At 41.7% G+C, this 25,374-nt stretch carries 18 protein-coding genes; 16 read left to right on the plus strand and 2 right to left on the minus strand.

The window, feature by feature from the left end; genetic code table 11:
- Positions 1–80: 80 nt before the first annotated feature.
- Positions 81–1,229, minus strand: a complete 1,149-nt coding sequence (gene ssuD, locus V7K42_RS25670) for an FMNH2-dependent alkanesulfonate monooxygenase (RefSeq protein WP_334920085.1) — start codon at positions 1,227–1,229, stop codon at positions 81–83.
- A gap of 1,150 nt (positions 1,230–2,379) precedes the next feature.
- Between ssuD and V7K42_RS25675 the strand changes: the two genes are divergently transcribed.
- The 14 genes from V7K42_RS25675 to V7K42_RS25740 all read left to right on the plus strand — a co-directional run bounded on the left by V7K42_RS25675 (position 2,380) and on the right by V7K42_RS25740 (position 21,586).
- A complete protein-coding gene (locus V7K42_RS25675) occupies positions 2,380–4,188 on the plus strand; it encodes an iron uptake porin (RefSeq protein ID WP_334920087.1) in 1,809 nt (602 codons plus the stop codon).
- 753 nt (positions 4,189–4,941) lie between these two features.
- Positions 4,942–5,652 (plus strand): TVP38/TMEM64 family protein, encoded by a 711-nt coding sequence (locus V7K42_RS25680; protein ID WP_334920089.1) that lies wholly within the window; start codon positions 4,942–4,944, stop codon positions 5,650–5,652.
- A gap of 107 nt (positions 5,653–5,759) precedes the next feature.
- Positions 5,760–6,770 (plus strand): glycosyltransferase family 2 protein, encoded by a 1,011-nt coding sequence (locus V7K42_RS25685; RefSeq protein ID WP_334920091.1) that lies wholly within the window; start codon positions 5,760–5,762, stop codon positions 6,768–6,770.
- Between the two features lie 721 nt (positions 6,771–7,491).
- Positions 7,492–9,108, plus strand: a complete 1,617-nt coding sequence (locus tag V7K42_RS25690; protein ID WP_334920093.1) for an FAD-binding protein — start codon at positions 7,492–7,494, stop codon at positions 9,106–9,108.
- On the plus strand, positions 9,105–9,434 hold the full coding sequence (locus V7K42_RS25695) for a 4Fe-4S binding protein (RefSeq protein ID WP_334920095.1): 330 nt from the start codon (positions 9,105–9,107) through the stop codon (positions 9,432–9,434). Before V7K42_RS25690 ends, V7K42_RS25695 begins: the two co-directional genes overlap by 4 nt.
- A 250-nt stretch (positions 9,435–9,684) precedes the next feature.
- Positions 9,685–10,698 (plus strand): ABC transporter substrate-binding protein, encoded by a 1,014-nt coding sequence (locus tag V7K42_RS25700; RefSeq protein ID WP_334920097.1) that lies wholly within the window; start codon positions 9,685–9,687, stop codon positions 10,696–10,698.
- A gap of 236 nt (positions 10,699–10,934) precedes the next feature.
- Positions 10,935–12,419 (plus strand): amidohydrolase family protein, encoded by a 1,485-nt coding sequence (locus V7K42_RS25705; protein WP_334920099.1) that lies wholly within the window; start codon positions 10,935–10,937, stop codon positions 12,417–12,419.
- Between the two features lie 153 nt (positions 12,420–12,572).
- The gene (locus V7K42_RS25710) at positions 12,573–14,051 is read left to right on the plus strand and encodes an amidohydrolase family protein (RefSeq protein ID WP_334920101.1); all 1,479 of its coding nucleotides are present in this window, start codon (positions 12,573–12,575) and stop codon (positions 14,049–14,051) included.
- Between the two features lie 302 nt (positions 14,052–14,353).
- A complete protein-coding gene (locus V7K42_RS25715; protein WP_334920102.1) occupies positions 14,354–15,535 on the plus strand; it encodes an acyl-CoA dehydrogenase family protein in 1,182 nt (393 codons plus the stop codon).
- 312 nt (positions 15,536–15,847) lie between these two features.
- Positions 15,848–16,669 carry a class I SAM-dependent methyltransferase gene (locus V7K42_RS25720; RefSeq protein ID WP_334920104.1) on the plus strand — a complete coding sequence of 274 codons (822 nt, stop codon included), beginning with the start codon at positions 15,848–15,850 and terminating at the stop codon, positions 16,667–16,669.
- 301 nt (positions 16,670–16,970) lie between these two features.
- The gene (locus tag V7K42_RS25725; protein WP_334920106.1) at positions 16,971–18,065 is read left to right on the plus strand and encodes an aliphatic sulfonate ABC transporter substrate-binding protein; all 1,095 of its coding nucleotides are present in this window, start codon (positions 16,971–16,973) and stop codon (positions 18,063–18,065) included.
- Positions 18,066–18,102: 37 nt separating this feature from the next.
- The gene (locus tag V7K42_RS25730; RefSeq protein WP_334920108.1) at positions 18,103–18,966 is read left to right on the plus strand and encodes a TauD/TfdA dioxygenase family protein; all 864 of its coding nucleotides are present in this window, start codon (positions 18,103–18,105) and stop codon (positions 18,964–18,966) included.
- A gap of 320 nt (positions 18,967–19,286) precedes the next feature.
- Positions 19,287–20,411, plus strand: a complete 1,125-nt coding sequence (locus tag V7K42_RS25735) for an aliphatic sulfonate ABC transporter substrate-binding protein (RefSeq protein ID WP_334920110.1) — start codon at positions 19,287–19,289, stop codon at positions 20,409–20,411.
- Positions 20,412–20,497: 86 nt separating this feature from the next.
- Positions 20,498–21,586, plus strand: coding sequence for a sulfonate ABC transporter substrate-binding protein (locus V7K42_RS25740; protein WP_334920112.1), 1,089 nt, complete (start codon positions 20,498–20,500; stop codon positions 21,584–21,586).
- A 482-nt stretch (positions 21,587–22,068) separates the two neighbouring features.
- Here the strand turns inward: V7K42_RS25740 and V7K42_RS25745 are convergent, their stop codons facing one another.
- Entirely contained in the window at positions 22,069–22,296 is a 228-nt protein-coding gene (locus tag V7K42_RS25745; RefSeq protein WP_094344994.1) for a helix-turn-helix domain-containing protein, read from the minus strand.
- Positions 22,297–22,471: 175 nt separating this feature from the next.
- Here V7K42_RS25745 and V7K42_RS25750 point away from each other — a divergent pair, with 175 nt between their 5' ends.
- Both V7K42_RS25750 and V7K42_RS25755 read left to right on the plus strand, forming a co-directional pair.
- Positions 22,472–22,756, plus strand: coding sequence for a hypothetical protein (locus V7K42_RS25750; RefSeq protein ID WP_334920114.1), 285 nt, complete (start codon positions 22,472–22,474; stop codon positions 22,754–22,756).
- Between the two features lie 187 nt (positions 22,757–22,943).
- Entirely contained in the window at positions 22,944–25,142 is a 2,199-nt protein-coding gene (locus V7K42_RS25755; protein WP_334920116.1) for a CHASE2 domain-containing protein, read from the plus strand.
- Positions 25,143–25,374 lie beyond the last annotated feature (232 nt).

Here is a 25,374-nt window from a genome sequence, read left to right on the forward strand (position 1 = left end):
TGGATTTTCAATTGTTCCGAAAGATGAATCTAGAAGCACCATCAACATAATTCGTAATTTGCTCTTTAATTACGAATTATTCATGAAGCACTCGTTAGTTGTTCAGAAAATTTTTTATTAGCGACAATTTCGCTAACAGTACTCAAGACTGGTGGCGTTAAAAGTGCAGGTTCGCTTTGCAAAGGTAGGTGTGGAAATAATAATTCGGCGGTGCGATACGCTTCTTCTAAATGGGGATATCCAGAGAACACAAAGGTTTCTATGCCCAAATTACGATATTCCAGCATCCTAGCGGCAACGGTATCGGGATCTCCAACTAAGGCTGTACCAGCACCTCCCCGCACCAATCCAATTCCTGTCCACAGGTTTGGACTAATCTCTAGGGTTTCTCGACTACCACTATGTAGTTTACTCATTCGTCGCTGTCCTTCAGAATCAGAACTAGCCAAGTTCTCCTGAGCTTTTGCGATCGCATCCTCATCCACATACTTAATTAACTCATTGGCTGCATCCCAAGCCGCAGACTCGGTTTCTCGCACAATTACATGCAAGCGAATCCCAAAGCGGACTGTTCTACCTTGTTCAGCCGCCAATCGCCTAACTTCAGCAATCTTTTGAGCAACTTGTTGTGGAGGTTCACCCCAAGTCAGGTAAACATCTATATGTTTAGCAGCAACCCGTTTCGCAGCAGCAGATGAACCACCAAACCACAAGGGTGGATAGGGTTTTTGAACTGGTGGGAATAAGAGTTTACCACCTTTGATATCCAGGTAGTTTCCCTTAAAATCCACTGTTTCCCCACTGACAATACCCCGCCAAACGGTAAGAAATTCATCGGTTAAATCATAGCGATCGTCATGACTAAGATGCAAGCCATCCCCAGCAAGTTGCACCGGATCTCCACCTGTCACCACATTAATCAACAATCTTCCTTTAGAAATCCGGTCAAATGTTGCTGCCATTCTTGCAGCAGCACCCGGAGAAGTAATTCCTGGGCGAATTGCCACAAGAAATTTCATCCGCTTGGTGACAGATATCAGAGCGGCAGCAGTTATCCAAGCATCTTCACAAGAACTCCCTGTGGGTAACAATGCACCCGTGTAGCCTAAACTATCCACAGCTTGGGCAATTTGCTGCAAATAATCAGGTGTGGCAACACGAGAACCAATATCTGTGCCTAAATAGCGTCCATCATGAGATCCAGTAGGAATAAACCAGAGAATTTCCATGTTTGTCAGGGTATGGGAATTTAAATTACGATTATCCGACCGAATTACCGTATTTTATAGTCAAGATTTTACCCGATATTATCTAAAAATCAAGCCTAATTTAACCATCAGTAAAAAATGGCTGACTGAATAACGAACTCCTTAGCCGACGATTATGACACTTTTGTGGTTAGAACTGCTGTGTTGGAAAATACAACTTTTAACTGAGTAAGCTACATTTCCAATTTGATCGGTAATTACGTAATTAAAGATGATACCAGAGGGAATGGCACGCTTGTAAAGGGAAAATCGTTGAGGCAGCAGGGGTGCAGGGGTGCAGGGGTGCAGAGGAGCAGAGGAGAAAGAAGAAGTTTTAAGTATTGCGTTCGGATATTTAGAAATTCCCCTCTGCCCCTCTGCTAACCACCATGCAAAGTTTGTGTGGCGCACCAGTAGGGGGCTATTAGCTGGGTAAAAAAGGGTTTGAGGCTTCTTTACTTTTCTTCACGCAATTTGGTTATGAGAACGCAGTTGCTTAGGTTGACTTGACCTAGCCAATAATTTGGACATATTTTCTCTTCATGGATAAATACTGGGTCTTGCATTGTACCAAGCTCTATGCAAAGATAATTCTACACAAAGTCCGGTAACTGTATCGACTTATCGAACTATCAGCTTTTCTTAACAATTTATGCTGTCAAATATAGCGGATTACAAATTAGTATATTCAGTCAATTTGAATTGTCAGAGAATAACTTGAATTGAAATCAAGTTTTAGTCAATGTCAGTAGCCAGTGATTAACTTTGTACAACATAACTAATAAAGATGGAATCTTAATGTCTTAGAAGTATCAGTTTACATAGTATTTGCTTTAGTTTGCCTTAAAAGTAGCCAAGTCTTAAAAAGGCAGTAATTGTCTTATTTAAGACGTTTTTAGTACCCTTGAAAGTGCAAGACTTCATAAGTTTCAGCGACTTTTGGAGTCTCCATTCAACCACTTAGTACTGGTTGCGATATTTGTCGAAAATTTGTATTTTCCTCACTGATGGAACCTTTGCTAAGTCTATTATCTAATGATTTAGCAGAAATATTGCATCAAGGATTTATGCTGTTCGTCTGTCCCATTTAGAGTTAGTTTATTCATCTTTCAGGTTGAGGAGTTAAAGAGTAATGTCGAATTTTCGCTCAAATTATAGATGGACAATGTTCCTGTTTTTGTTGCTAGATATTTTAGGTATCCTGGTTTTTTTCCCAGCCAAAAGTCACGCTGAACTGCCTCAATCTGATGTATCTACTGCTGGAGTAGAAGTTAACAAAGCTCCAGAAGTAGTTGTCAATCAAACAGTAGACACTTCAATTCCACCGCTAACGAATAAAAAGGCTACAAACCCAGAACGAGTAACACCTGTCTCGCAATTGTTGGAAGTTGCGCCGCCGACTAGTAAAAAAGCTACAAATAATTCTGCGGGACAAGTGACATCCGTCTCGCAATTGTCAGATGTTTTGCCTACAGATTGGGCATTTCAAGCATTACAGTCTTTGGTGGAGCGCTACGGTGTAATTGCGGGATATACAGATAGCACATTTAAAGGGAATCGTGCTTTAACACGGTATGAATTTGCAGCTGGGTTGAATGCAGCTTTAGATCGCCTCAATGAATTAATAGCGACTTCAACGACAGATTTAGTCAAACGAGAAGACTTGGATATTATCAAAAAACTACAAGAACAATTTTCTCCAGAACTTGCTCAATTACGGGGACGCTTAGATAGCTTGGAAACGCGGACTGCGAAATTAGAAGCAACTCAGTTTACAACCACAACTCAACTTGTAGGTCGAGCGCAGATTGTTTTTAGCGAACTTCTGGCTGGTAATAATGTCGTCACCAAAACACCAGCACCTCGCAATGCCACACTTCAAGGCTCAACTTCTTTACGGTTAAACACCAGTTTTAACGGTAAAGATTCACTAGGTATAACAATAGGAGGTGGAAATATTGAATCATTAGGACAAACAAGAGCTGGATTATTGGGAACTTATGAGGGGAGAACTGCTGATAACTCCAGTATTACTTTTGCACGTAATACTATTATTCTTAGTGGTGTTCGCTATCGGTTTCTACCTTTTCCAAATACCCAAGTCAACATTTATCCCTTGTCTGACGGAGCTAGTGAGATAGGTCTTTCTGGCCCGATTAACCCATATTTTGAATCGTCTTCTGCGACTGGTGCTAATGGAATTTCACGATTTTCACGGCGGTCTTTGGTCTATAACTATGGAGATAGCGGCCCCGGAATTGCCATACTTCAGGGATTAGGCAAACAGGTTCAATTCGGGATAGCGTACAGCGCACCAAACGGTAACAATCCCACAGCTAATAATGGCTTATTTACAGGCAGGTATTTAGCTTTAGCACAGTTAATATACTACTCCGGTAATAGGAATTTTCGGGTGGCTGCAACTTATGTTAATACCTATAGCCCACCAAATACCATAGGTTTTAGTGGAACAAATTTCGGCCCAGCTGTCGGCAGTAACTTGGTAAACAGCACTGTGGCGGGAGCGGGAACTGTGGGCAACCTTTATGGTTTACAGGCGTTCTATCAAGTGAATACTAAGTTGGCAATTAATGCGTGGGTAAGTTATGCAGCACATCGCTATTTGGGGCGCGGAGATGGCGAAGCTATGGATTGGGCAGTAGGATTGGCATTCCCGGATCTTTTTAGTGAAGGTGCTTTAGGGGGTTTATTAGTTGGTATGGAACCGAAAATGATCAGTCTCAGTAAGGGTGTAGATTTGGGAGCAGGTGCGGGACAAGCGGATAAAGATACTTCCCTACACATTGAGGCATTCTACCAATATAAAATTGGAGATCATATTGAGGTTACGCCGGGTCTGATCTGGATTACTGCACCGAACTCTGATTCCAGTAATCCTGATACTTTATTTGCTTGGGTTCGTACTGTCTTTAGATTTTAATCGGTGAAAATTAAAGATACAGCAGTTTTCCTTTGCCTGAAGTAAAAGCTACGGGTTTTGAGGCAGAAGGCCGTTATTGTTGGAGGTAGAAGGTAGTAACTCTTTATATAGCAAGGGACTGGGGACTGGGGACTAGGACTGGGGACTGGGTGAAAAGTCTTTATTGTGTCTAAGTTTCATCATCTGTTGATGTCCTAACCACCAATGCTTGTGCTATATATGCGTGAGTCCTGTATTTTGTACCTCACTTAAAAAGCAAACTGCTGTATAGGTTTTCTAGCGATGTAAAGCTTTGACACTCTCCAGACTGAACAAATATCGCTACACTCAGCATATCCTTATAATGTATTGTCAAGAACTTAACTGTTCTCAAGATTGTTTCGGCTGTGCCGAAAAACATCTTGAGGACGTTTCGTTTTTAACTCGCTTATAGCTTTCCTTAATCAAATGAGTACATCATAGCCCTCTCTCGAAGGGTGTACACACAAGTCCTTCTCACCCCCTCTAACTCCCCTTTGGTAAGGGGGAGAACCGGATTTCCCCCTTACCAAGGGGGGATTAAGGGGGGTAAATCCAAGGTTTAGGCTTAATTGCCAGGATGTGTGTACACCGTAGCTCGAAGAGCGGGGAGGGGGTTGGGGGTGGGTTCTTGTATCTCTCACCAGACCGGGAAACGCTATATGCTAATTAAAGGTAAAGGGGATATTTGCGACAGATGGGTTGTGTTACAAAAAAAGTAGGAGTAGAGTTCTAGTGTGGAACTTGAAAACTGGTATTTTGCTACTCACACTGAGTTGCATAATTGCAACTGGTATAGCAGTATATTTGATTGGCGGCATTGAACCAGCACAAATTCAGGCTTTGCTAAAATCTTCTGGAATCTGGGCACCTATTATTTATATTGCATTGTACGTTGTGGCAACAATGTTAGTTCTGCCCTCAACAGTACTAAATTTGACTGGAGGTGCAATTTTTGGCCCTTGGCTGGGTACTTTCTGGACTAGTGTTGGAGCAGTGATTGCAGCAATCATTGCTTTCGTTTTTACTAGAACTATTGGACGGCAAACAGTTGCAAAACGACTCGCAGGACGCTGGCAAACTATGGATGCTGAGGTACGCCGTGGAGGGCTTTTTTATATGTTTGCCATTCGACTAGTACCAATCATGCCTTATGGCTTAGTCAACTTTGTGGCTGGACTGACTTCTATCAGCTTTAAAGATTATGTTCTAGGTACAACACTTGGCACTGTTCCTAGTGTCTTACCTTTTGTACTACTAGGTAGTTCTGGTCTAAAGGCAGTCAATACTGGTGATTTTTTGCCGCTAATACTCGCCTTGGGCTTAACTGGAATACTTATAGCAGGGTCTACTTGGTATCGCCATCGTCGGACTTTTCCCAAAAAAGCTGTAGAAAGCCTTAAAAAATCAGACTCTTCAGATTACATAAATCCAAATAATAAATAAATTATCGGAATGGGACTTGAGCCTTGCTAGGTATACTAAGAACCAAACCTCGATCGCGACAAGCAGTCTTTTAGCCTGGCTATTCAAAAATTAAATGAGATTTATAGATGGTACCAAAGTATTCATTGATTGTTCCAATTTATAACGAAGAAGAAATTATTCCTGAACTATACCGCAGACTGAGTGCAGTTATGAATCGGCTGGATGGTCTGGTCGAATTGATTTTAATCAATGATGGTAGCCGCGATCGCTCCTTACAACTACTACGAGAACTCCATCAAAAAGACCCACGCATTTGCTACCTAAGCTTTGCTCGTAACTTTGGTCATCAAATTGCAGTTACTGCTGGCCTTAATTTTGTTCGGGGTCAAGTTATTATCATCCTTGATGCTGACTTACAAGATCCGCCAGAACTGATCCCAGACATGATTGAAAAATGGCGACAGGGCTATCAGGTCATCTATGCTCAACGCACTCAACGCCTCAAGGAAGGATGGTTTAAGCGTTTTACAGCCTACTTCTTTTATCGCATCCTTAAGAAGCTTGCAGATGTAGAGATTCCTACTGATACTGGTGATTTTTGTTTAATGGATCGGCAAATCGTAGATATTCTCAATTCTATGCCAGAACGCACCCGCTATATTCGTGGTCTGCGTTCTTGGGTTGGCTTTCAGCAAACCGCAATTCAGTTCGAGCGCAACCCCCGCTTTGCTGGAGAAGTTAAATACACTTTCCGCAAATCTTTGGCGCTTGCTATTAATGGTCTAGTATCCTTTTCAATAGTGCCACTGCGGTTGTCAACCTACTTAGGTTTAGTGGCGGCAGCGGTAGCCATCTTCATGGCTTTATTAGTCTTGTATTGGCGGCTTTTTCTCCCCCATTCGCCTTTAACTGGGTTCACAATTATTTTAATGGCAATTTTCTTTCTCGGATCTGTGCAGTTAGTCAGTGTTGGCATCTTAGGCGAATATATAGGGCGCATCTACGAAGAAGTTAAAGCTAGACCCCTTTATACTTTGGCAGAGGTAGCTGGCTTCTATTCAAAATCCTCCAATTCAACGAATAATTCTGACAAACGAGTTGAGGCTCTCCCCCCTAAAAAGGACGGAGATTCTTAAGATATTTCTGCCTCTGTACTTTGCAAATTTTGTATTAAATTCTTTTTAAAGAAAAAGTAAGTTGTCGCGCCTACAAGTTGCCTCATAATCGAATGGTACTAAGAAAAGGGAAAATCGTTGAGGTAGTAGGGGTGCAGAGGAGCAGGGGAGCAGGGGAGCAGGGGAGAAAGAAGAAGTTTTAGGTAACGGATATTTGGAAATTCCCCTCTGCACCCTTGCCCCCTGCACCTCTGCAATCCTTACGCTGCATACTCTTCAGCTTAACTTAGTGCCATTCGCCTTATAATCTTTTAGGTAAAACCTGTAAACCCTCTCCTCTGCTCCTCTGCCCCTCTGCCCCTCTGCTCCCCTGCTGTCTCAATGTGCAAATTAAAAACACAACAGCTTATCCTGGCTAGGGCTTATGCAAAAAAGCAGTTAAAAGGTTTAGCCCATTCTCACTTCTTCTTCAATTATCAAACTTCTTTTACATAAATTTACATTTAAATTTGTTTGTAAAATACTTGCTTTTTATCGAAAACTGTGAAAAGCTTTGTTATATCATAAACTACGGCTTACCTATCAAGATAAAGTATTTAATGCTAATCTGGCTTAACAAGCCATAAATTGAGGCTACTGATAGTCTTCAAGTAGATGGGCAAACAGATTTATGAATATTTTGCAGCATTGATGGGATGAAGACTTGATCCTTAAGACTTTATCGATGGAGGGGAAATTGTAAATGCTGAAGACGTTAACAACGGATTTTCAACTCGACTTAGAAGCAGATGTGCTTGTGATTGGAGGCGGGCCAGCCGGAACTTGGGCGGCTTGGAGTGCTGCATCAAGTGGAGCTAGAGTTGTCCTCGTAGACAAAGGATACTGTGGTACAACTGGATGTGCTGCGGCATCTGGGAATGGTGTTTGGTACGTGCCACCCGATCCAGAAGCACGAGAAACGGCAAAGGCGAGTCGGGAATCATTGGGTGGGTTTTTATCCGATCGCAGTTGGATGGATCGAGTACTGGATCAGACCTATGCAAACGTCAATCAGTTAGCAGACTGGGGCTATCCCTTCCCTACCGACGATGAAGGTAAACCCTATCGGCGATCGCTCCAAGGGCCGGAGTATATGCGGCTGATGCGGCGGCAAATTCAACGTGCTGGAGTCAAGATTTTAGACAACAGTCCCGCATTAGAACTACTAGTAGATGACGATGGTGCTGTTGCCGGTGCAACAGGTGTGAATCGTCAGACTGGTGAGAAATGGATAGTGCGATCGCAGTCCACAATTATCGCAACTGGTGGCTGTGCATTTCTCAGCAAAGCGTTAGGATGCAACGTCTTAACAGGGGATGGTTATCTAATGGCGGCAGAAGCTGGTGCTGAGATGTCGGGTATGGAATTCTCCAATGCTTACGGCATCTCTCCCGCCTTTTCTTCAGTTACCAAAACCCTGTTTTATAATTGGGCAACTTTCACCTATGAAGACGGGACTGTAATTCCGGGGGCAAGTTCTCATAGACGGTCAGTAATTGCCGAAACATTGCTGCAACAGCCAGTTTACGCCATCATCGACAAAGCGGCGGAATCGATGCGGCCATCTATGCGTTTAGCCCAACCCAACTTCTTTTTACCCTTTGACCGTGCAGGAATCGATCCATTTACTCAACGTTTCCCTGTGACTCTGCGCCTAGAAGGAACTGTGCGCGGTACGGGAGGAATTCGGATTGTCGATGAAAGTTGTGCTAGTTCTGTACGAGGACTCTATGCAGCTGGAGATGCTGCGACACGCGAACTGATTTGTGGCGGATTTACTGGCGGTGGTAGCCACAATGCAGCTTGGGCAATATCTTCTGGCTATTGGTCGGGGAAATCGGCTGCTGAATATAGCCGCAGTTTGGGAGAATATAAAACTCAACGACTAGTTTTGGGTGTTGGGGAGGTAGGATTACAGAGCGATCGCTCTCAACCTTTGGCAACTGATGAAATTATTCAAGCAGTCCAAGCTGAAGTATTTCCTTATGAAAAGAACTATTTCCGTACAGAACAAGGCTTAACCGAGTCCTTGGGTAAGCTAAATCATCTTTGGCAAGAACTCCGCAGTAGCCAGGTAACATCAGATAAAGAGCTAGTTCGGGCGCGAGAAGCTGCGGCAATGGTAGCTACAGCGCGATGGATGTACAGCAGTGCCATTGAACGGAAAGAAACTCGTGGGATGCATAGACATCAAGACTATCCCGAACTTGATACTAACCAGCAACATCACCTGATTAGTGGCGGATTAGATCGAGTTTGGGTGAAGAGTCAGCCGCTAAATACAGAAAAGTCACAATCAAAAATAGGAGCAGCAGTGTGATTGAGTTGGTCAGCGAATCGCGCTGCATAGAATGTAATATCTGCGTGAATATTTGTCCAACCAATGTGTTTGACAGAGTACCTGATGCACCGCCAACCATTGCCCGACAGAGTGACTGCCAAACCTGTTATATGTGCGAATTGTATTGTCCCGTTGATGCTCTTTATGTTGCACCAGAGAGCGATGTGACGACTTCAGTCAACGAGGCGGAATTGGCAGAAGTGGGGCTACTGGGTAGTTATCGGGAAAATATTGGTTGGGGACATAAACGTACTTCAGCAGCAAAAGCCGATCAAACATTCCAGATTTTGAAGCAGATGAAATAGTACGCCGGAGAAAATAGTCATGCTGGGATTAAAAAAGGCAGGAAGCAAGAAGCAGGAAGCAGAACGTAGTCCTAGAAAAGTTAGGTATTTTGAGTTTAGTGACTGTTTTCAAACTCGAAGATCCCCCCTAACCCTCCTTAAAAAGGGGGGAAAAGAAATTCTTAAAGCCCCCCTTAAAAAGGGGGGTTGGGGGGATCTTCAAAGACTAGGTTGCTTAACAAGAGGTTTGAAAACACGCCCTAGATACCTTATGTCTAGTACGAGATTATCAACTTCAGTGGCTTGTGTTTTACTGCTACTAACTACAGCGTGTAGCCAAGGCGAAACTAAATCTGCTCAATCTCTTGAGGCTATTAATGTCAATAATGCTGTTGTATCTAACAACATTTCTACCCTACGAATAGGTTATGTAGGTAGTTCAGAACCTACAGGATCGCTTGGTTGGGCAAAGAAAAAAGGAATATTAGAACGAGAGTTACAAAAAGCCGGATTTCAAAATATTACTTTTGCAAGGTTTCCTAATGGCCCGGATCTAAATGAAGCGCTTGTCGCCGGACAATTAGATGTTGGTTCTTTAGGCGATACACCAGCCATCGTTTTGAAAGCTAGGGGTCAGGAAACCCGGCTGTTAAGGATTAGCCAATTTAATACAACCGCCTGGTTGGTGGCGAAAAAGAATGGCCCGCGATCGCTTGCTGAACTTAAAGGTCAAAAAGTAGCTACTCAAAAAGGTTCTTATATGCATAGATACCTGCTGGGTCTATTAGCTGAAGCTAAAATTGCCAAGGATGTAAAAGTTGTTCACTTGATGACTACTGAGGCAAAAGCGGCTTTAGAACGTGGTGATGTAGCTGCTTATGCAACCTCAAGTGATCTGGGGCCTTATTTGAAATCCCAAGGGTTCCCAATAATTGATTCTTCTGCGAATCATCAGGGTCTATCAGGGACATCATTAGTTGTCGCAACTGAAAGTTTTCTGGCGAAACAGCCTGATTTTCCAGAAAAATTTAATGCAATTTTGACAGAAGCAGCGAAGGATTTAAAAGCTAATTCTGACGAATATTATCAGTATCATGCTCAAATTACTAAATATCCCGTAGATATTATTAAAATATCGTTCCCACTCAAACAGGTGGCAGAAGAACCGTTACCAGCTGAGGGAGTGAAACTTTTAGAGGGGACGAAGAAATTTTTAGTCTCGCAGGGGTTAGCAAAATCGGATTTTAAATTAACAGATTGGGCTGTTAATGGGCAGTCGCGTTAATTTTATTTATCTTTTTTTTTAACGAACCACAGAGGCGCAGAGAACGCAGAGAGAATTTATGGAGAAGGAAGTTATCAGTGAAACTGATTTTCGAGATTTTATCTTTACTAATCACGCCACATATAAAGAAAAATCCCAACTTCTTCAAAAGAATTGCTGTTGAGAAGGGAGTAAACAAACTCCTGAATCAGCATTGACTATCTACACCAATCCAATTGAAAAATAAGGTAGAACCTATGACTATTGCATTAGACCGTCCCAGAAAAACTAAGTCTGCTCAAATCCGGGAAAAACTGGGTTATCCGATCATCGACACTGATGTACATACCCAAGAGTTTCCACCAGCATTCTTGGACTATTTAGAGCAAGTTGCTGGAACTGCGATCGCAGAACGTTTTCAAGAACACTTACCTGGTGCATCTCGCTCAAAATGGTTCAAGCAATCTTGGGATGAACGCCGCACTTACCGCACCGCCCGCCCTCCTTTCTGGACTCGTCCTACTAACGATGCTTTAAATTTAGCTACCGTTAGTTTGCCGAAGTTGTTGCACGAACGCTTACAAGAAGCTGGTACAGACTTTGCTGTTGTGTATCCCAACTTGGCAACGATGGCTCCACACATCGGTCATGAGGAGATGCGGCGGGCTGTTTGCCGTGCAGCGAACACTTACCACGCTGATATTTTCCGTCCTTATAGCGATCGCTTAACACCCATTGCCGCTATTCCTATGCATACGCCCGAAGAGGCGATCGCAGAATTGGAATATGCGGTGAAAGTGCTGGGACTCAAAGCAATTCAAATCCCCGGACATATCCGCCGTCCGATTCCCGCCTTCGAGAAGTATGGCGAAGAAGTAGCTAACGAAGCCATCTGGATTGATACCTTTGGCTTGGATAGTAAGTATGATTACGATCCATTCTGGGCGAAGTGCGTAGAACTGAAAGTTGTCCCCACCACCCACTCTTCTGGTATGGGCTGGATTAATCGGCGTTCCATTAGCAATTACCAATACAACCATATTGGTCATTTTGCATCGGCTGGGGAAGCGCTGTGTAAATCTTTATTCTTTGGTGGTGTAACTCACCGCTTCCCCACACTCAAGTTTGCTTTCTTGGAAGGAGGTGCAGCTTGGGGTGCTAGTTTGTACACCGATTTGATTTGGCACTGGGATACGCGCAATAAAGATCATTTGGTGGAAAATAACAATCCCGCCAACATCGATCGCGAAGAGTTGCTAGAACTTTATACCCGTTATGGTGGGGAATTAGTAGATGGTCGTTTGGATCAGCTAGGTAGCGGTTTAGGTTTCCACGCTGAGTTATTATCTCCCCTAGAACCAGGTGATTTGGATGAATTCGCCGTTGCAGGAGTTACCAAGCCAGAGGATATCCGCGATCGCTTCTTGAATCATTTCTACTTCGGCACAGAATCAGATGATACCCGTGTAGCTCAAGCTTTTAACCGGAAAGCTAATCCTTATGGTGATCGCGTTAAAGCCTTTTTGGGTTCTGATTCTGGTCATTGGGACGTACCTGATATTACTGCGATCGCAGCTAATACCTATTCAATGGTAGAACGCAAGATTATCACCGAAGAAGATTTGCAGTATTTCCTATCAATTCATCCCTTGGAGTTGTACACCAGCCTAAATCGTGACTTCTTCAAAGGTACGACTGTGGAGAAAACAGCAGATGAATTTTTAGCTCGCGCCGGCCGTTAATTCCATCTTCTCGTTATGTCCCTCAATCTTGATGATCCCCCCAACCCCCCTTAAAAAGGGGGGCAAAAAGTGGCTCAATTCCCCCCTTAAAAAGGGGGGCTAGGGGGGATCTAAAGATACACAAATCTTTTGAATAATTAAGGGTAGACTATCATGACGATCGCTCTAGACCGCCCACAAAAAACCAGGTCTGCTCAAATTCGGGAAAAACTTGGTTATCCGATCATTGACACCGATGTACATACCCAAGAATTTGAACCAGCAGTCTTGGATTATTTAGAGCAAGTTGGTGGAACTGAAATTGTCGAACGTTTCAAAGAGAATTTACCAGGAGCTTCCCGCTTTAAGTGGTACAAGCAAAGTTGGGAAGAACGTTTTGCTTATCGCACCAATCGCCCTAACTGGTGGGGTCGTCCAACCAAAAATACTTTGAATTTGGCTACCATTAGCTTACCCAAGTTGCTGCACGAGCGCTTGGAAGAAGCGGGTACAGACTTTGCCGTTGTGTACCCCAACTTGGCAACAATGGCCCCGAATATCGGCAACGAAGAAATGCGGCGGGCTGTTTGTCGCGCAGTTAACACCTACCATGCTGATATTTTCCGTCCTTATAGCGATCGCCTAACACCCATTGCCGCTATCCCACTACACACTCCCGAAGAAGGGATTGAAGAGTTGGAATATGCAGTAAATGTTTTAGGACTCAAAGCAATTCAAATTCCTGGTTACGTCCGTCGTCCAATTCCTGCTTTTGAAAAATACGGCAAAGAAGTCGCTAACGAAGTGGTTTGGATTGATAACTTTGGTTTAGATAGCCAGTATGATTACGATCCATTCTGGGCGAAGTGCCAAGAACTGAAAGTTGTACCCACAACTCACGCTTCTAGCCAAGGTTGGACAACTCAGCGTTCCGTCACCAACGCCCAGTACAATCACATTAATCACTTTGCCTTTGCAGCAGAAGCATTATGCAAATCGCTGTTCTTTGGTGGAGTTACCCGCCGCTTCCCGCAATTAAAATTTGCCTTTTTGGAAGGTGGTTCAGCTTGGGGTGCTAGTCTATACGCTGATATTATTTGGCATTGGGAAACCCGGAACAAACAACACTTGTTATCAAATAACAATCCTGCTATTATCGACAAGGAAGCATTAGTAGAGTTATATACTCGCTATGGTGGCGAATTGGTAGATGGACGCTTAGATAAAATTGGTGACGGTTTAGGATTCCACCATCAATTATTAGCTCCAGAAAATCCAGGCGAACTCGACGAATTTGAACTAGCAGGAATTGAGAAACCAAAAGATGTGCGCGATCGCTTCTTAAATCATTTCTACTTCGGTACGGAATCAGACGATACCCGTGTCAGCCAAGCATTTAATCGTGCAGCTAATCCCTTTGGCGACAGAGTTAAAGCCTTCTTAGGTTCCGATTCCGGTCACTGGGATGTGCCTGATATTACCGCCGTTACTGCCAACGCCTACTCAATGGCTGAACGCGAAATCATTACTGAAGAAGACCTCCGTTACTTCCTCTCAATCCATCCTTTGGAATTGTACACCAGTCTTAATCAAGACTTCTTCAAAGGTACAGGTGTTGAGAAAGCCGCAAACGAATATCTTTCTGGGAAATAGGGAATGGGGAATCGGGAATAGAGAAAGAATGACTATGCCCCATGCCTAATGCCCAGTCTTTACAACGTTCCATGTTCCATTTCCTCTGTTCATTTGTAGGGTGGGTTTTACCCACTCTGCATTTCTCCTAAATAACGAACCGCAGAGGCGCAGAGGACACAGAGAAATGAGAGTTTAAAACATATTCTAAAACTGACGCAAAAATCCTCTCTATTTCTCCTCTCTCTGCGTTCTCTGCGTCTCTGTGGTTCGTTTATTTGGATAATTTATTGCTTGTAAATCCCTAAAAGGATGATTTAATTATGGTGTTAGATATTACAAAGCCGAAAGATTATATTGACCTAGCAGCTTCTCTATCCAAGGAACTTGCTCAATCCGCAGTTGAACGGGATGCTAAAGCTGGAGTTCCAGAAGAAGAAATTAATAAACTACGTGAAAGTGGTTTGTTGCCACTGATTGTCCCTAAGCAATATGGCGGGATTGGAGCTACTTGGATTGATGCTTTAAAAATTGTCAGAAAGCTGTCAAAAGCTGATGGATCAATTGGCCAATTGTATGGTAATCATCTCAATTTGACAGCTTTGGGTCACGTTTCCGGCACGCCAGCCCAAAAGGAAAAATATTATAGAGAAACTGCTAAAAATAACTTATTTTGGGCAAATGCCATTAATACAAAGGATACTAGGCTGAAGATAAATCCAGAAGGTGAGAACTTTCGTGTTAATGGTGTTAAAAGCTTTGGTACAGGTATTTCCGTTGCAGATTATCGAGTATTCTCTGCTTTAGAAGATGGTGTAGAATTGCCTTTTATATTTATAATTCCTAAAGACAGAGAAGGGTTAGTTTCCAATCAAGATTGGGACAACATTGGGCAACGTCGTACTGATAGCAGTAGTTATACATTTAACAATGTTTTAGTACAAAAAGATGAGATTTTAGGGCCACCAAATCCGCCTGATAGTGCCTTCTCAACTTTCCTTGGTATTATTGCCCAGCTAACAAAAACCAACGTTTATCTGGGGATTAGTAAAGGAGCCTTTATTGCTGCTCGTGAATATACTAAAACTACTACTGAACCGTGGATTACATCAGGAGTAGATAGTGCGACTAAAGACCCATATATTCTGCATCATTACGGGGACTTTTGGATTGAAATTCAAGCTGCGATCGCTCTAGCTGACCAAGCAGCCGAGAAGGTGCAAGCAGCCTGGAACAAGGATGCAGAACTGACTCATCAAGAAAGGGGAGAAGTTGCGATCGCTGTTTCCGCAGCCAAAACATTAGCTACTCGTGTAGGTATAGATATTACCAACCGCATCTTTGAAGTTACGGGAAGCCGTTCCACAGCAACCAAATACGGGTTTGATCGTTACTGGCGAGATTTGCGAACCTTTACCCTCCACGATCCTGTGGACTACAAATTGAAAGCGATCGGTGATTGGGTACTCAACGATGAATTACCGATCGTTACTCAATATTCTTAAGGACAAGGGACGAATGGCACTAAGTTAAGCTTAAGGGTATGCAGCGTAAGGATTGCAGAGGAGCAGGGGGGCAGGGGCGCAGAGGGGAATTTCTAAATATCCGAACGCAATACTTAAAACTTCTTCTTTCTCCCCTGCTCCTCTGCACCCCTGCTGCCTCAACGATTTTCCCTTTACAAGCGTGCCATTCGGACAAGGGACTCAGGTAGAGTTTTTGCAATGCCTAATATTTAAGCTGTCTGCTCGTCGCTGTCTTGTAGGGTGGGTGTTATTTAATCTCCACCTTACTTACCTAAAATCCAAAATCCAAATATGACTCAACTAAAAACACTTCCTACTTATGACCCAAGTTTATTTGAGGGAGCCGCAGAGGGCTACGCTCAATATAGAACCAAATACCCACCGATTGTATTCGACAAACTAGCCGAAATATTTCATCTCAATGGTCAAGGACGACTCCTTGATTTAGGTACAGGCCCAGGATTAATTTCAATTGGTCTGCGAACCAAATTTGAGGAAGTTGTGGCGATCGATCCCGATCCAGAAATGATTGCAGAAGCTAAACGGCAAGCAGCAGCAGTTGGAGCAAATAATATTACTTGGCTAGAACAAGGAGCCGAGTTAATCGATTCTAGTTTAGGGACATTTAAGTTAGCCACCATTGGTAGAGCTTTCCACTGGATGGAACGCGAATTAGTGCTAGAACGCCTTTATGAATTGCTGACTGATGATGGTGCAATAGCACTGCTTCAGACTGGTGATAACCCTTGGGAAAGCAATCTACCCTGGAAACAAGCTGCTGTAGGAGTAGTAAAGAAATGGTTAGGTGAAGAACGCCGGACTGGACAACGAGGACAAGGTACTCGTAAGCCACTCGATCCTCCTCATGAAGTTGTAATTGGCAATTCAGCTTTTGCTCGTCAAGAAAGCTATGAAGTGCCATTTGAAAAATCTTGGACTGTCGATAGTTATCTCGGCTACTTATACACAACAGCCTTCTCTCTCAAAATTTTCTATGGCAATAACGCCCCAGCATTTGAAAAGGATATCAGAGAAGCGCTACTAGCAGTTGAGCCGTCTGGACATTTTACAGAAGAACTCGAAGCTACAATTCTAGTCGCTTGGAAGCACTAACAAAATTGAACGCTACCCAAACAGAGTTCCACTTACAAATTTTAATCTTCCACTAGCACGACATTGGAGTGGGCCCTCTCACTCCATTTCCTAAATTTTTGCCTCCTAAATATTAAAGTTTCAGTTCCTCGAGTCGTTGCGGGGTGGGTAATACCCACTCTCTTCTCTAATTTCATAAGTAAAGTTTTGGAATTACAAAAAATATCTATTGATTAGAGTTTTTAAATAGACTTTTCGTTCTTGATATTGCAATCAATCACCATTGTTATAACCACCTAAAAGGGAACCAATAAAATAACCCATGCCAGCTTTAAAAGGAAAGTTTGAATTCAGAAAAAATCCAAGAACAACACGCCGTTCTTTGTTATTTGCTTTGGGCTACTGCTTAATGTTATCGACAACTCTATCAAGTTGTAGTGAAGCCAAAAATAACACTCAACAGTCAGCAGCTTCCCCTGTATCTGTAGCTTCATCTAGCACTACAGAAAAGCAATTAGTGCGGATTGTACGTTCAAAACAACTTACCCCTTTAGCAGTTTTAGAAAAACAGGGTTCCTTAGAAAAGCGATTAGAGCCTCTAGGTTTTAAAGTACAGTGGACTGAGTTTGCGGCTGGGCCACAACAGTTAGAAGCCCTAAATGCAAATGGACTGGATATTGCATCTACAGCCGAATCGCCTCCTGTGTTTTCCCAAGCAGCAGGAGTGCCTCTTGTTTATCTAGCTACTACACACCCTAGTGGTAAATCTATTTCACTTTTAGTTCCTGTAAATTCTCCGATTAAAACTGTTAGCGATTTGAAGGGTAAAAAAGTGGCTTTTCAGAAAGCCTCTATCGGACACTACTTATTAGTTAAAGCATTAGAAGATGCGGGGTTGAAACTGAGCGATGTCAAATCAGTTTTTTTAGCACCAGCAGATGCAAATGCGGCATTCAGTCAAAATAAGGTGGATGCTTGGTATATCTGGGAGCCATTCGGTACTAGAAATGAACAAAATAAAATCGCTCGTGTTTTAGCAGATGGTGGAAAGTTGCGGGATACTGGCAACTTTTATTCAACCTCACGCCAATTTTATCAGGCTCATCCTGATGTAATCAAAGTGTTTTTGGAGGAGCTAGAAAAGACCGAAATATGGACTAAGACTCATCCCAAAGAAGTAGCACAACTGCTTGCTCCTGTAACTCAGTTAGATCCGCCGACTTTAGAAAAAATGCATGATAAATATGATTATGGGCTAGTACCAATTACTGATAAAGTCATTAACAAACAACAGGAAGTTGCAGATAAGTGGTACAGCCTCGGACTTATCCCCAAAAAGGTGAATGTTAGAGATGGCTTTTTAACGCCTGAAGAGTATGCCAAAATTACTCCCTCAGACGTGTTAGCCAATAAGTAGTTATCTCTAAGAAGAAATTAAAATACAGGAGAATATTATGGCTACCTCGACTTTGACAAAGGTTAAAATTAGTCCTATCGATGCTCCATTGGGAGCGATAGTTACCGATATTGATGCCAGTAAAGCGATCGCACCTGAAGTTATATTACAACTGAAGGAAGCTTTGCGCGATCGCCACATTTTAATCATCAAAGACCAAAAGCTCTCTGATGAACAGCTTTTCAACTTCGCTCTCTACTTTGGCGCACTCTTTGTACCATCAGATGAAACTCCAGTCTTGGCTTCTAAACCAGGAGAAACTCCGGTAGTGATTCCGATTTCTAATGTCGATGGCGGCTATGCCGGTGCTGGAGAACTCACTTTCCATTCCGATCACAAATGGACTCCCACACCATCTAGTGGTTCGCTTCTTTATGCTTTAGAAATACCAACTCATGGTGGAAATACTTATTGGTTAAATACCAATTTAGCTTATGAGGAATTAGATGAAACCACCAAAGAACGGATTGCAGATTTAAAGTTAATTACCTACAACCCATTTTTGCAAGATCGGAATGCACCCCGCTCTTTATATCGTTTGGACAAAAATATTCCTTTAATAAGTCCTATCTTTCCCCATCCTTTAGTTAGAACACATCCAGAGAGTGGTAAAAAGCATCTTTACCTAGATATCGCTACAGAAGTGGAAATTGTCGGCTTAGAGCCAGAAGAAGGATCTAAACTAATTGAACAATTAAGGCAACATCTAAATCAACCCAAATTCTATTACCAACACAAATGGTCTGTAGGTGATATTGTCTACTGGGATAATCAAGCTACCTTGCACTACCGTCAAGCATTTGATCCAAATGAGCGACGGGTTTTAAAGCGGGTTAGCCTTGCAGGTAGTCGTCCCTTTTAGGATTTATAGCTCAGAAGCTTAATTATGCTAATGGGCATTTAAACTATACATTTTATTGGTCAAGAGTCAAGATTTATTCTAGATTTTTGACCAATAAAACTTGTCCAAATATCATCTTCTATACTTGAAAATCAATATCGTAAAAAAATCTTTATTTAAAAAGTAGTGTTAATGAATACTTTATTTTAGAGGCAGATTTGATACACTCTAAGCTGAAAATGATAAATGTAATTACTGATTAAAAATGCTATACCAGCGAAAACTATTAAGTTTAAATATAAAAAATTATGGTGCTTCTAAAAGTTTTGCAAAGGCTAAGTTTGTCTAGCAAAAAACCGTTAAAATCAAAAATAAAAGATACCAATACATTATGTGAATATAGCCTAAATACTAAACATATATCTTTATTAATGGCTGCTTGCACGCTCACCATACTAATGGTCATAGTTGGCTGTAGTCAAGAAACTAAAAATACTCAAAACCAAGTATCCCAAATTATTACACAATCTCAAAGTCCAACAGTTTCTAATACCTCACAAAAACAAGAGCTACGAATTGTTTATTCTAAGCTTGGTTCTCTTGCGGTGATGAGAAAGCAAGGAACTCTAGAAAAAAGTTTGGTAGCAAAGAATTTTACTGTAAAGTGGCTAGAGTTTGCTGCTGGGCCGCAAGCTTTAGAAGCGTTAAATGCTGGTTCTCTTGACATCGCAGCCACAGCTGAATCGCCACCTATATTTGCTCAAGCCGCAGGTACGCCTCTTGTATATATTGCAACGACCCCATTTAATGGTAGAGGAGTTTCTTTTTTAGTACCAAAAAACTCTCCTATTAAAAGTGTTGCTGACTTTAAAGGCAAAAAAGTTTCCTTTCAAAAAGCCTCTATTGCTCACTATGTCTTGCTAAAAGCTTTACAAAAAGGGGGACTAAAACTGAGTGATGTAAAATCTCTTTTTCTCCCACCTCCAGATGCAAATGTGGCTTTTAGTCAAGGAGGAATTGATGTTTGGGTAATTTGGGAACCTTACATCACCAGAAATGTCCAAAAAAATATTGGTCGTGTATTAATAGATGGACAAGGACTTCAGGATCTTGGTAGTTTTTATACTACCTCACGTAAGTTTGCTAACGAGCATCCTGAGATTCTGAAAGTTTTTTTAGAAGAGTTTATCAAAGCTGAAGATTGGTCGCATAAAAATATTGATAAGTTAGCAGAACTTGAGACAGGTGATGTTGGTATTGATGTACCTACTCTCAAAACAATTCATAGTAAAGCAGTATATGGTCTGCTACCAATCACCGATGAAGTTGTTAAAAAACAACAACAGATAGCTGATTTATGGTACGCACAAGGACTTCTACCAAAAAAAGTCAATGTCAAAGATGGAGTACTTACTCCAAAAGAATATGCAGCATTCACACCTGATTCAATTAAATCTAATAAGTAAATAATTATAATCAATTTTCAAAGTTAGATACTTTGTATTGATTGATATTTTTCAGCAGTATTTTATCAAAAAAATGAGGTGAAAAAATGTTTAATATTTTTTGGCAATCTCAGACAAGAGTCATCAGTAAATTGGCTTTATTTGTAATACCTGGTTTTGTAGCTTTATCTACTACATTAATCAGTTGTACGTCAACTGTGTCTAATACAAATACAGGAACCAATCCTAAAGCAGAACCAGCAGGGGCTAAGACTATAACTTTTAAAACCAAGGTACTGCGAATAGGGTATCAAAGCTCTGGTGATTTAGTTAGAGTCAGAGGAGTTTTAGAAAAACGTTTGGAACCTTTGGGCTTGAAAGTAGAGTGGTCACAATTTGCTCAAGGGCCACAACTTATGGAAGCCATGAATGTAGGCAAAATTGATATTGGCTCAGTTGGAGAAACTCCTCCCATTTTTGCCCAAGCTGCTGGTGCAAGAATTGTCTATCTTGCTGGTAGACGAATTACTGCTACTTCCGGTAGAGGTAGTGCGATCGCAGTTCCTAAAGATTCTCCAATTAAGACTTTAGCACAAATTAAGGGGCAAAAAGTAGTCTTTCAAAAAGGTTCTGCTTCTCACTATTTTATTATCAAAGCTTTAGAAGAAGTTGGCTTGAAATATAGTGATATTAAAGTTTTGAGTATGCCCAATGTCGAAGCCCGTGGTGCATTTATTCAGGACAATATTCCAGTTTGGGTAACTGGCGATCCTCATTTAGCTTTGGTAGAAAAACTCCACGGTGCGCGGGTACTAAGAGATGCGACAAATATCGGTACTCCAGGCGGATACTATGTAGGAACACGCGAGTTTGCTAGGGATAATCCTGAATTACTTCGGATTATCTTAGAAGAGATTGATAAAAACGGTCAATGGGCAGAAGCGAATCGCAAAGAAGTAGCCAAACTTATAGCACCTGTACTCAAAATTGATCTATCCATTCAAGAAATAATTTCTGGACGCGCTAATTATCGACTAAAAGGAATTACCCCAGAATTGATGAAAGCTCAACAAAGTGTTGCCGATTTATTTTATAAGGAAAAAATACTGCCCAAAAAGATTGATGTTCAGGAAGCCCTGCTGACACCTAAAGAATATGCAGCTATTACTCCACCAACACTCATTAGTGAAAAGTAGAAATTAATAAGATACAGCAGAATTCAGTAGTGAATCCACAAGAAAAACAGGCTTTAGGGACTTCCAAATAAAAAAATATTCCAAATTTTCTTGTGGGATGAGCATCTTGCCCGTGTCTAATATTAGGACGGCAAGATGCCCATCCCACAAATGGATAATTTATTTCTTGGAAAACCCTTGTATCCAGTTTTCAACTTAGCTTGTGTACAAAACCAAACTTGAAATCTGTTGTAAGCTGTCGCGCCTACAAGTTGCCTCATAATCTTTTAGGTAAAACCTGTAAACCCTCTCCTCTGCCCCTCTGCTCCTCTGCTCCCCTGCTGTCTCAATGTGCAAATTAAAAACACAACAGCTTATGAAGGCTAAGTGCTAACAATGGAATTTTGCCCCAAGTCTTTTTAATTGAGATGGTAACTGGATTTATGGTCTGCTGTAATAGTGCTTCATCTGCTGATGCTATTGCTAGATCGCATTCGCTATGTTTAAAAGTATCTCGCTAAAAGAGCTTCACCGGGTTCTCCCATTTGCTGTAATAGCTTTTCAATTTGTTTCATAGCCAGTGGTGAAGGTCGTGTTCGTCCGTTTTCCCATCGGTTTATAGTATGGAATGAAACCCCTAACATCGTTGACAGTCTTACCTGTGAAAGTTTGAGGCACTGCCGAGTCTCACGAACCAACTGTGCAATGCTTGGCTGTTTGATTGCAGGCATAAGCAAAATATATTTTTATTTTCTTACGAGATATTGCAATATAGCAGATGGTATAACTCTGACTGCACCTATCTATGGTTATAAAGGTTGTAAGTTAGTGATTATGTATTACATCAACTATCATGCTAGCTATTTAAGCTAGTAATAGAGTTGTTTCAATCTAGGGGATGAGAATATGAGGGTTTGGCTTGCTTGCTTTTTGGTGCTGTTTGCCTTGGCGGAACTGTTTGACTGGTTGCAAGAATTTAATCTGCCATTACCTATCTATATTTTGGGTGGCGCTTTTTTAGCTGTTGCTTCTAACTATGATAAAATCGTTGGCTCGTATTTTGACGATCCAAGTATCGGAGCATCACTCGAACAACCGCAGTTAGATTCACTAACGCCATCGACTAATCCTGTTTCTTTGCCAATTGCCAGTGCTGTTGAAGATGCCCAAACGTCTCAAATAGATGATTAGCCGATCGCTTATCCTTGACCCTGTGTGTCAGCTTGCTTTAAGAGCAGGAATACGCCAAGGTCTATAACCAACAAGTAAATTGCTACATTAGTAGAGAAGCTCAGGTTAATTATCTTTTAATCTAGAGTTAGAAAATTAACTTCTGCGCCTGCAACATTTACCCAATTCAGGCTACCGCCGCAATGCCGTGATTACTGGACTATTAGAAAAACTCCGTGTCCCCCTTGTCAAAGTTCAGGATTCCCGTGAAACGTCCAAGAGCAAAAGCTGGTTGCAAATTATTTTATTTACCAGTGTGGGAGTTACCGCCTTTATTTGGGGAATTCGCGAACTCAAATGGTTGCAGCCTTGGGAATTAAGAGTTTACGATCAAATGTTGCGATCGCGTCCAGCACAAGCACCTGATAAGCGAATTTTGCTGGTAAAAATCACTGACGACGATCTCAAACGAGAGAAATGGACTATATCAGATCGGACAATCAATCAGCTATTAAAAAAAATAGAGTCTTATCAACCGCGAATTGTTGGTTTATATCTTTTCCAACCAGAAGACAACAATTTGGCAATTAATTTTCAAAATAAAGATAACATCATCACCACCTGTTTGTTCAGCAGCTTGGGTAGAGATGAAATCCCACCACCGCCCAATTTTCCTATAGATAATGTTGGGTTTAGTGATGTGGTTGCTGACAATGAAAACGACCAAATTCTCCGCCGTACTTTGTTATTTGCTAACTCTACAGACAATAAATGTACAACATCATTTGGATTTGGGGCGCTAATAGCAATTAAGTATCTGGAAAAACAAGGTATTGAATACCAGTTCACTAATAAAGGAGAATTTCAGTTAGGTAAAACTCTCTTCCCACGCTTACAAGCTAATTCTGGTAGCTACCAACATCTGGATGCAGATGGATATCAAATATTATTAAATTACCGTCACCCCAACAGCCTCGCCGATCAAGTAACCCTCACACAAGTCCTCAGTGGCCAAGTCAACTCCAGTTTATTCAAAGATCGTCTTGTAATTATCGGCACTACTGCGGCTAATTTACCTCCAAGTGGATTTTATACACCCTACAGTACTTTGCTAGATCAACCAGCCAGAATGTCTGCTCTGTTTATTCATGCACAGATAGCAAGTCAACTCATTAGTACAGTGTTGGATGGGCGACCTTTAATTTGGTATTGGCCCGACTGGGCGGAACTGATTTGGATGTGGATTTGGTCGCTGATAGGTGGAATCATCGCATGGCGGTGGCAAAATCCGTTGCTGTTGCTAGTGGTGGGAGGGACGACTCTACTTAGCTTAGTAGTAATCTGCGTTGCTTTATTTTTGCAAGCTGGATGGGTACCGTTAATTCCCTCTGCTCTTGCTTTGGTTGTTAGTAGTATCTGCGTGATTGCTTATACTAGCTACCAAAATCAGCGACAAACTCAGGTGATTATTCTGCAAGTTGAAAAACAACAAGAAGCGATCGCACAATTAAATGTACTCTTAGAAGACAAAACAGCAATTCCCGATTCGTCTCTTGATTTTCCTCCCCCAATTGATACACCAGAAACAAAATCAGGTGATTTGCTTTTGAGTGGACGCTACAAAATCTCTCAAGTTCTGGGTGCTGGTGGATTTGGTCGCACTTATTTAGCACAGGATACTCAACGACCGGGTAATCCGATTTGTGTAGTTAAAAAGTTAATGCCAGCCCGTCAAGATACCCGATTTTTGCAAGTTGCTCGCAGGTTGTTTCATAGTGAAGCTGAAATATTAGAATCTTTGGGTAAACATCATCAGATTCCCGAACTACTAGCTTATTTTGAAGATGACCAAGAATTCTATTTAATTCAACAATATATCGAAGGACATACTCTAAGTGAAGAGTTACCACCTGTGCAAAATGTGCAAAATGAATTATTTGTAATAGAGATGTTTAAACAAGTTTTAGAAGTTCTAGAATTTGTTCACCAGCATCGAGTAATTCATCGTGATATTAAACCGACTAATATTATTAGATGCGCTCAAGATAATCGGCTGGTATTGATTGACTTTGGTGCTGTGAAATTGATGCAACCGCCAAGTAGCGATCAAACAGAATTAGCTACAGTAGCCATCGGGACGCGGGGTTATGCACCTCCAGAACAATTTGCCGGTCATCCCCGCTTATGCAGTGACATTTACGCTCTAGGAATGATTGGTATTCAAGCCATAACTGGGATACCACCGCAAGAACTCCACCCAGATCCAGAAACAGGTAATGTGATGTGGCGGCAAACGGTGCAAGTGAGTGAAGAATTAACGGCAATTTTAGATAAAATGGTTTGCTATCATTTTAGCGATCGCTATCAATCAGCCGCCGCCATTTTACAAGATTTGAAACGAATATAACCGTGATTTCTAATTATCTGGTGCTATTTAAACTGGATTCTAAGTAATTCCAAACCTTGAGAAAATCCAAAATTACTTAAGAGGATGTATGAGAAGTATTTCACTGTGATTTCAAACACTTTTAGATCCCCCCTAACCCCCCTTAAAAAGCTATCCATTATAAACATCTTTCTTAACAAAAGCTTTGACAAAAACCAGAAATTGTGTATGTTGTAAACGAAAATCCTAAAGC

Origin of the sequence: Nostoc sp., assembly GCF_036917455.1 — a bacterium.
In the GTDB taxonomy this organism is placed as follows: domain Bacteria; phylum Cyanobacteriota; class Cyanobacteriia; order Cyanobacteriales; family Nostocaceae; genus Nostoc.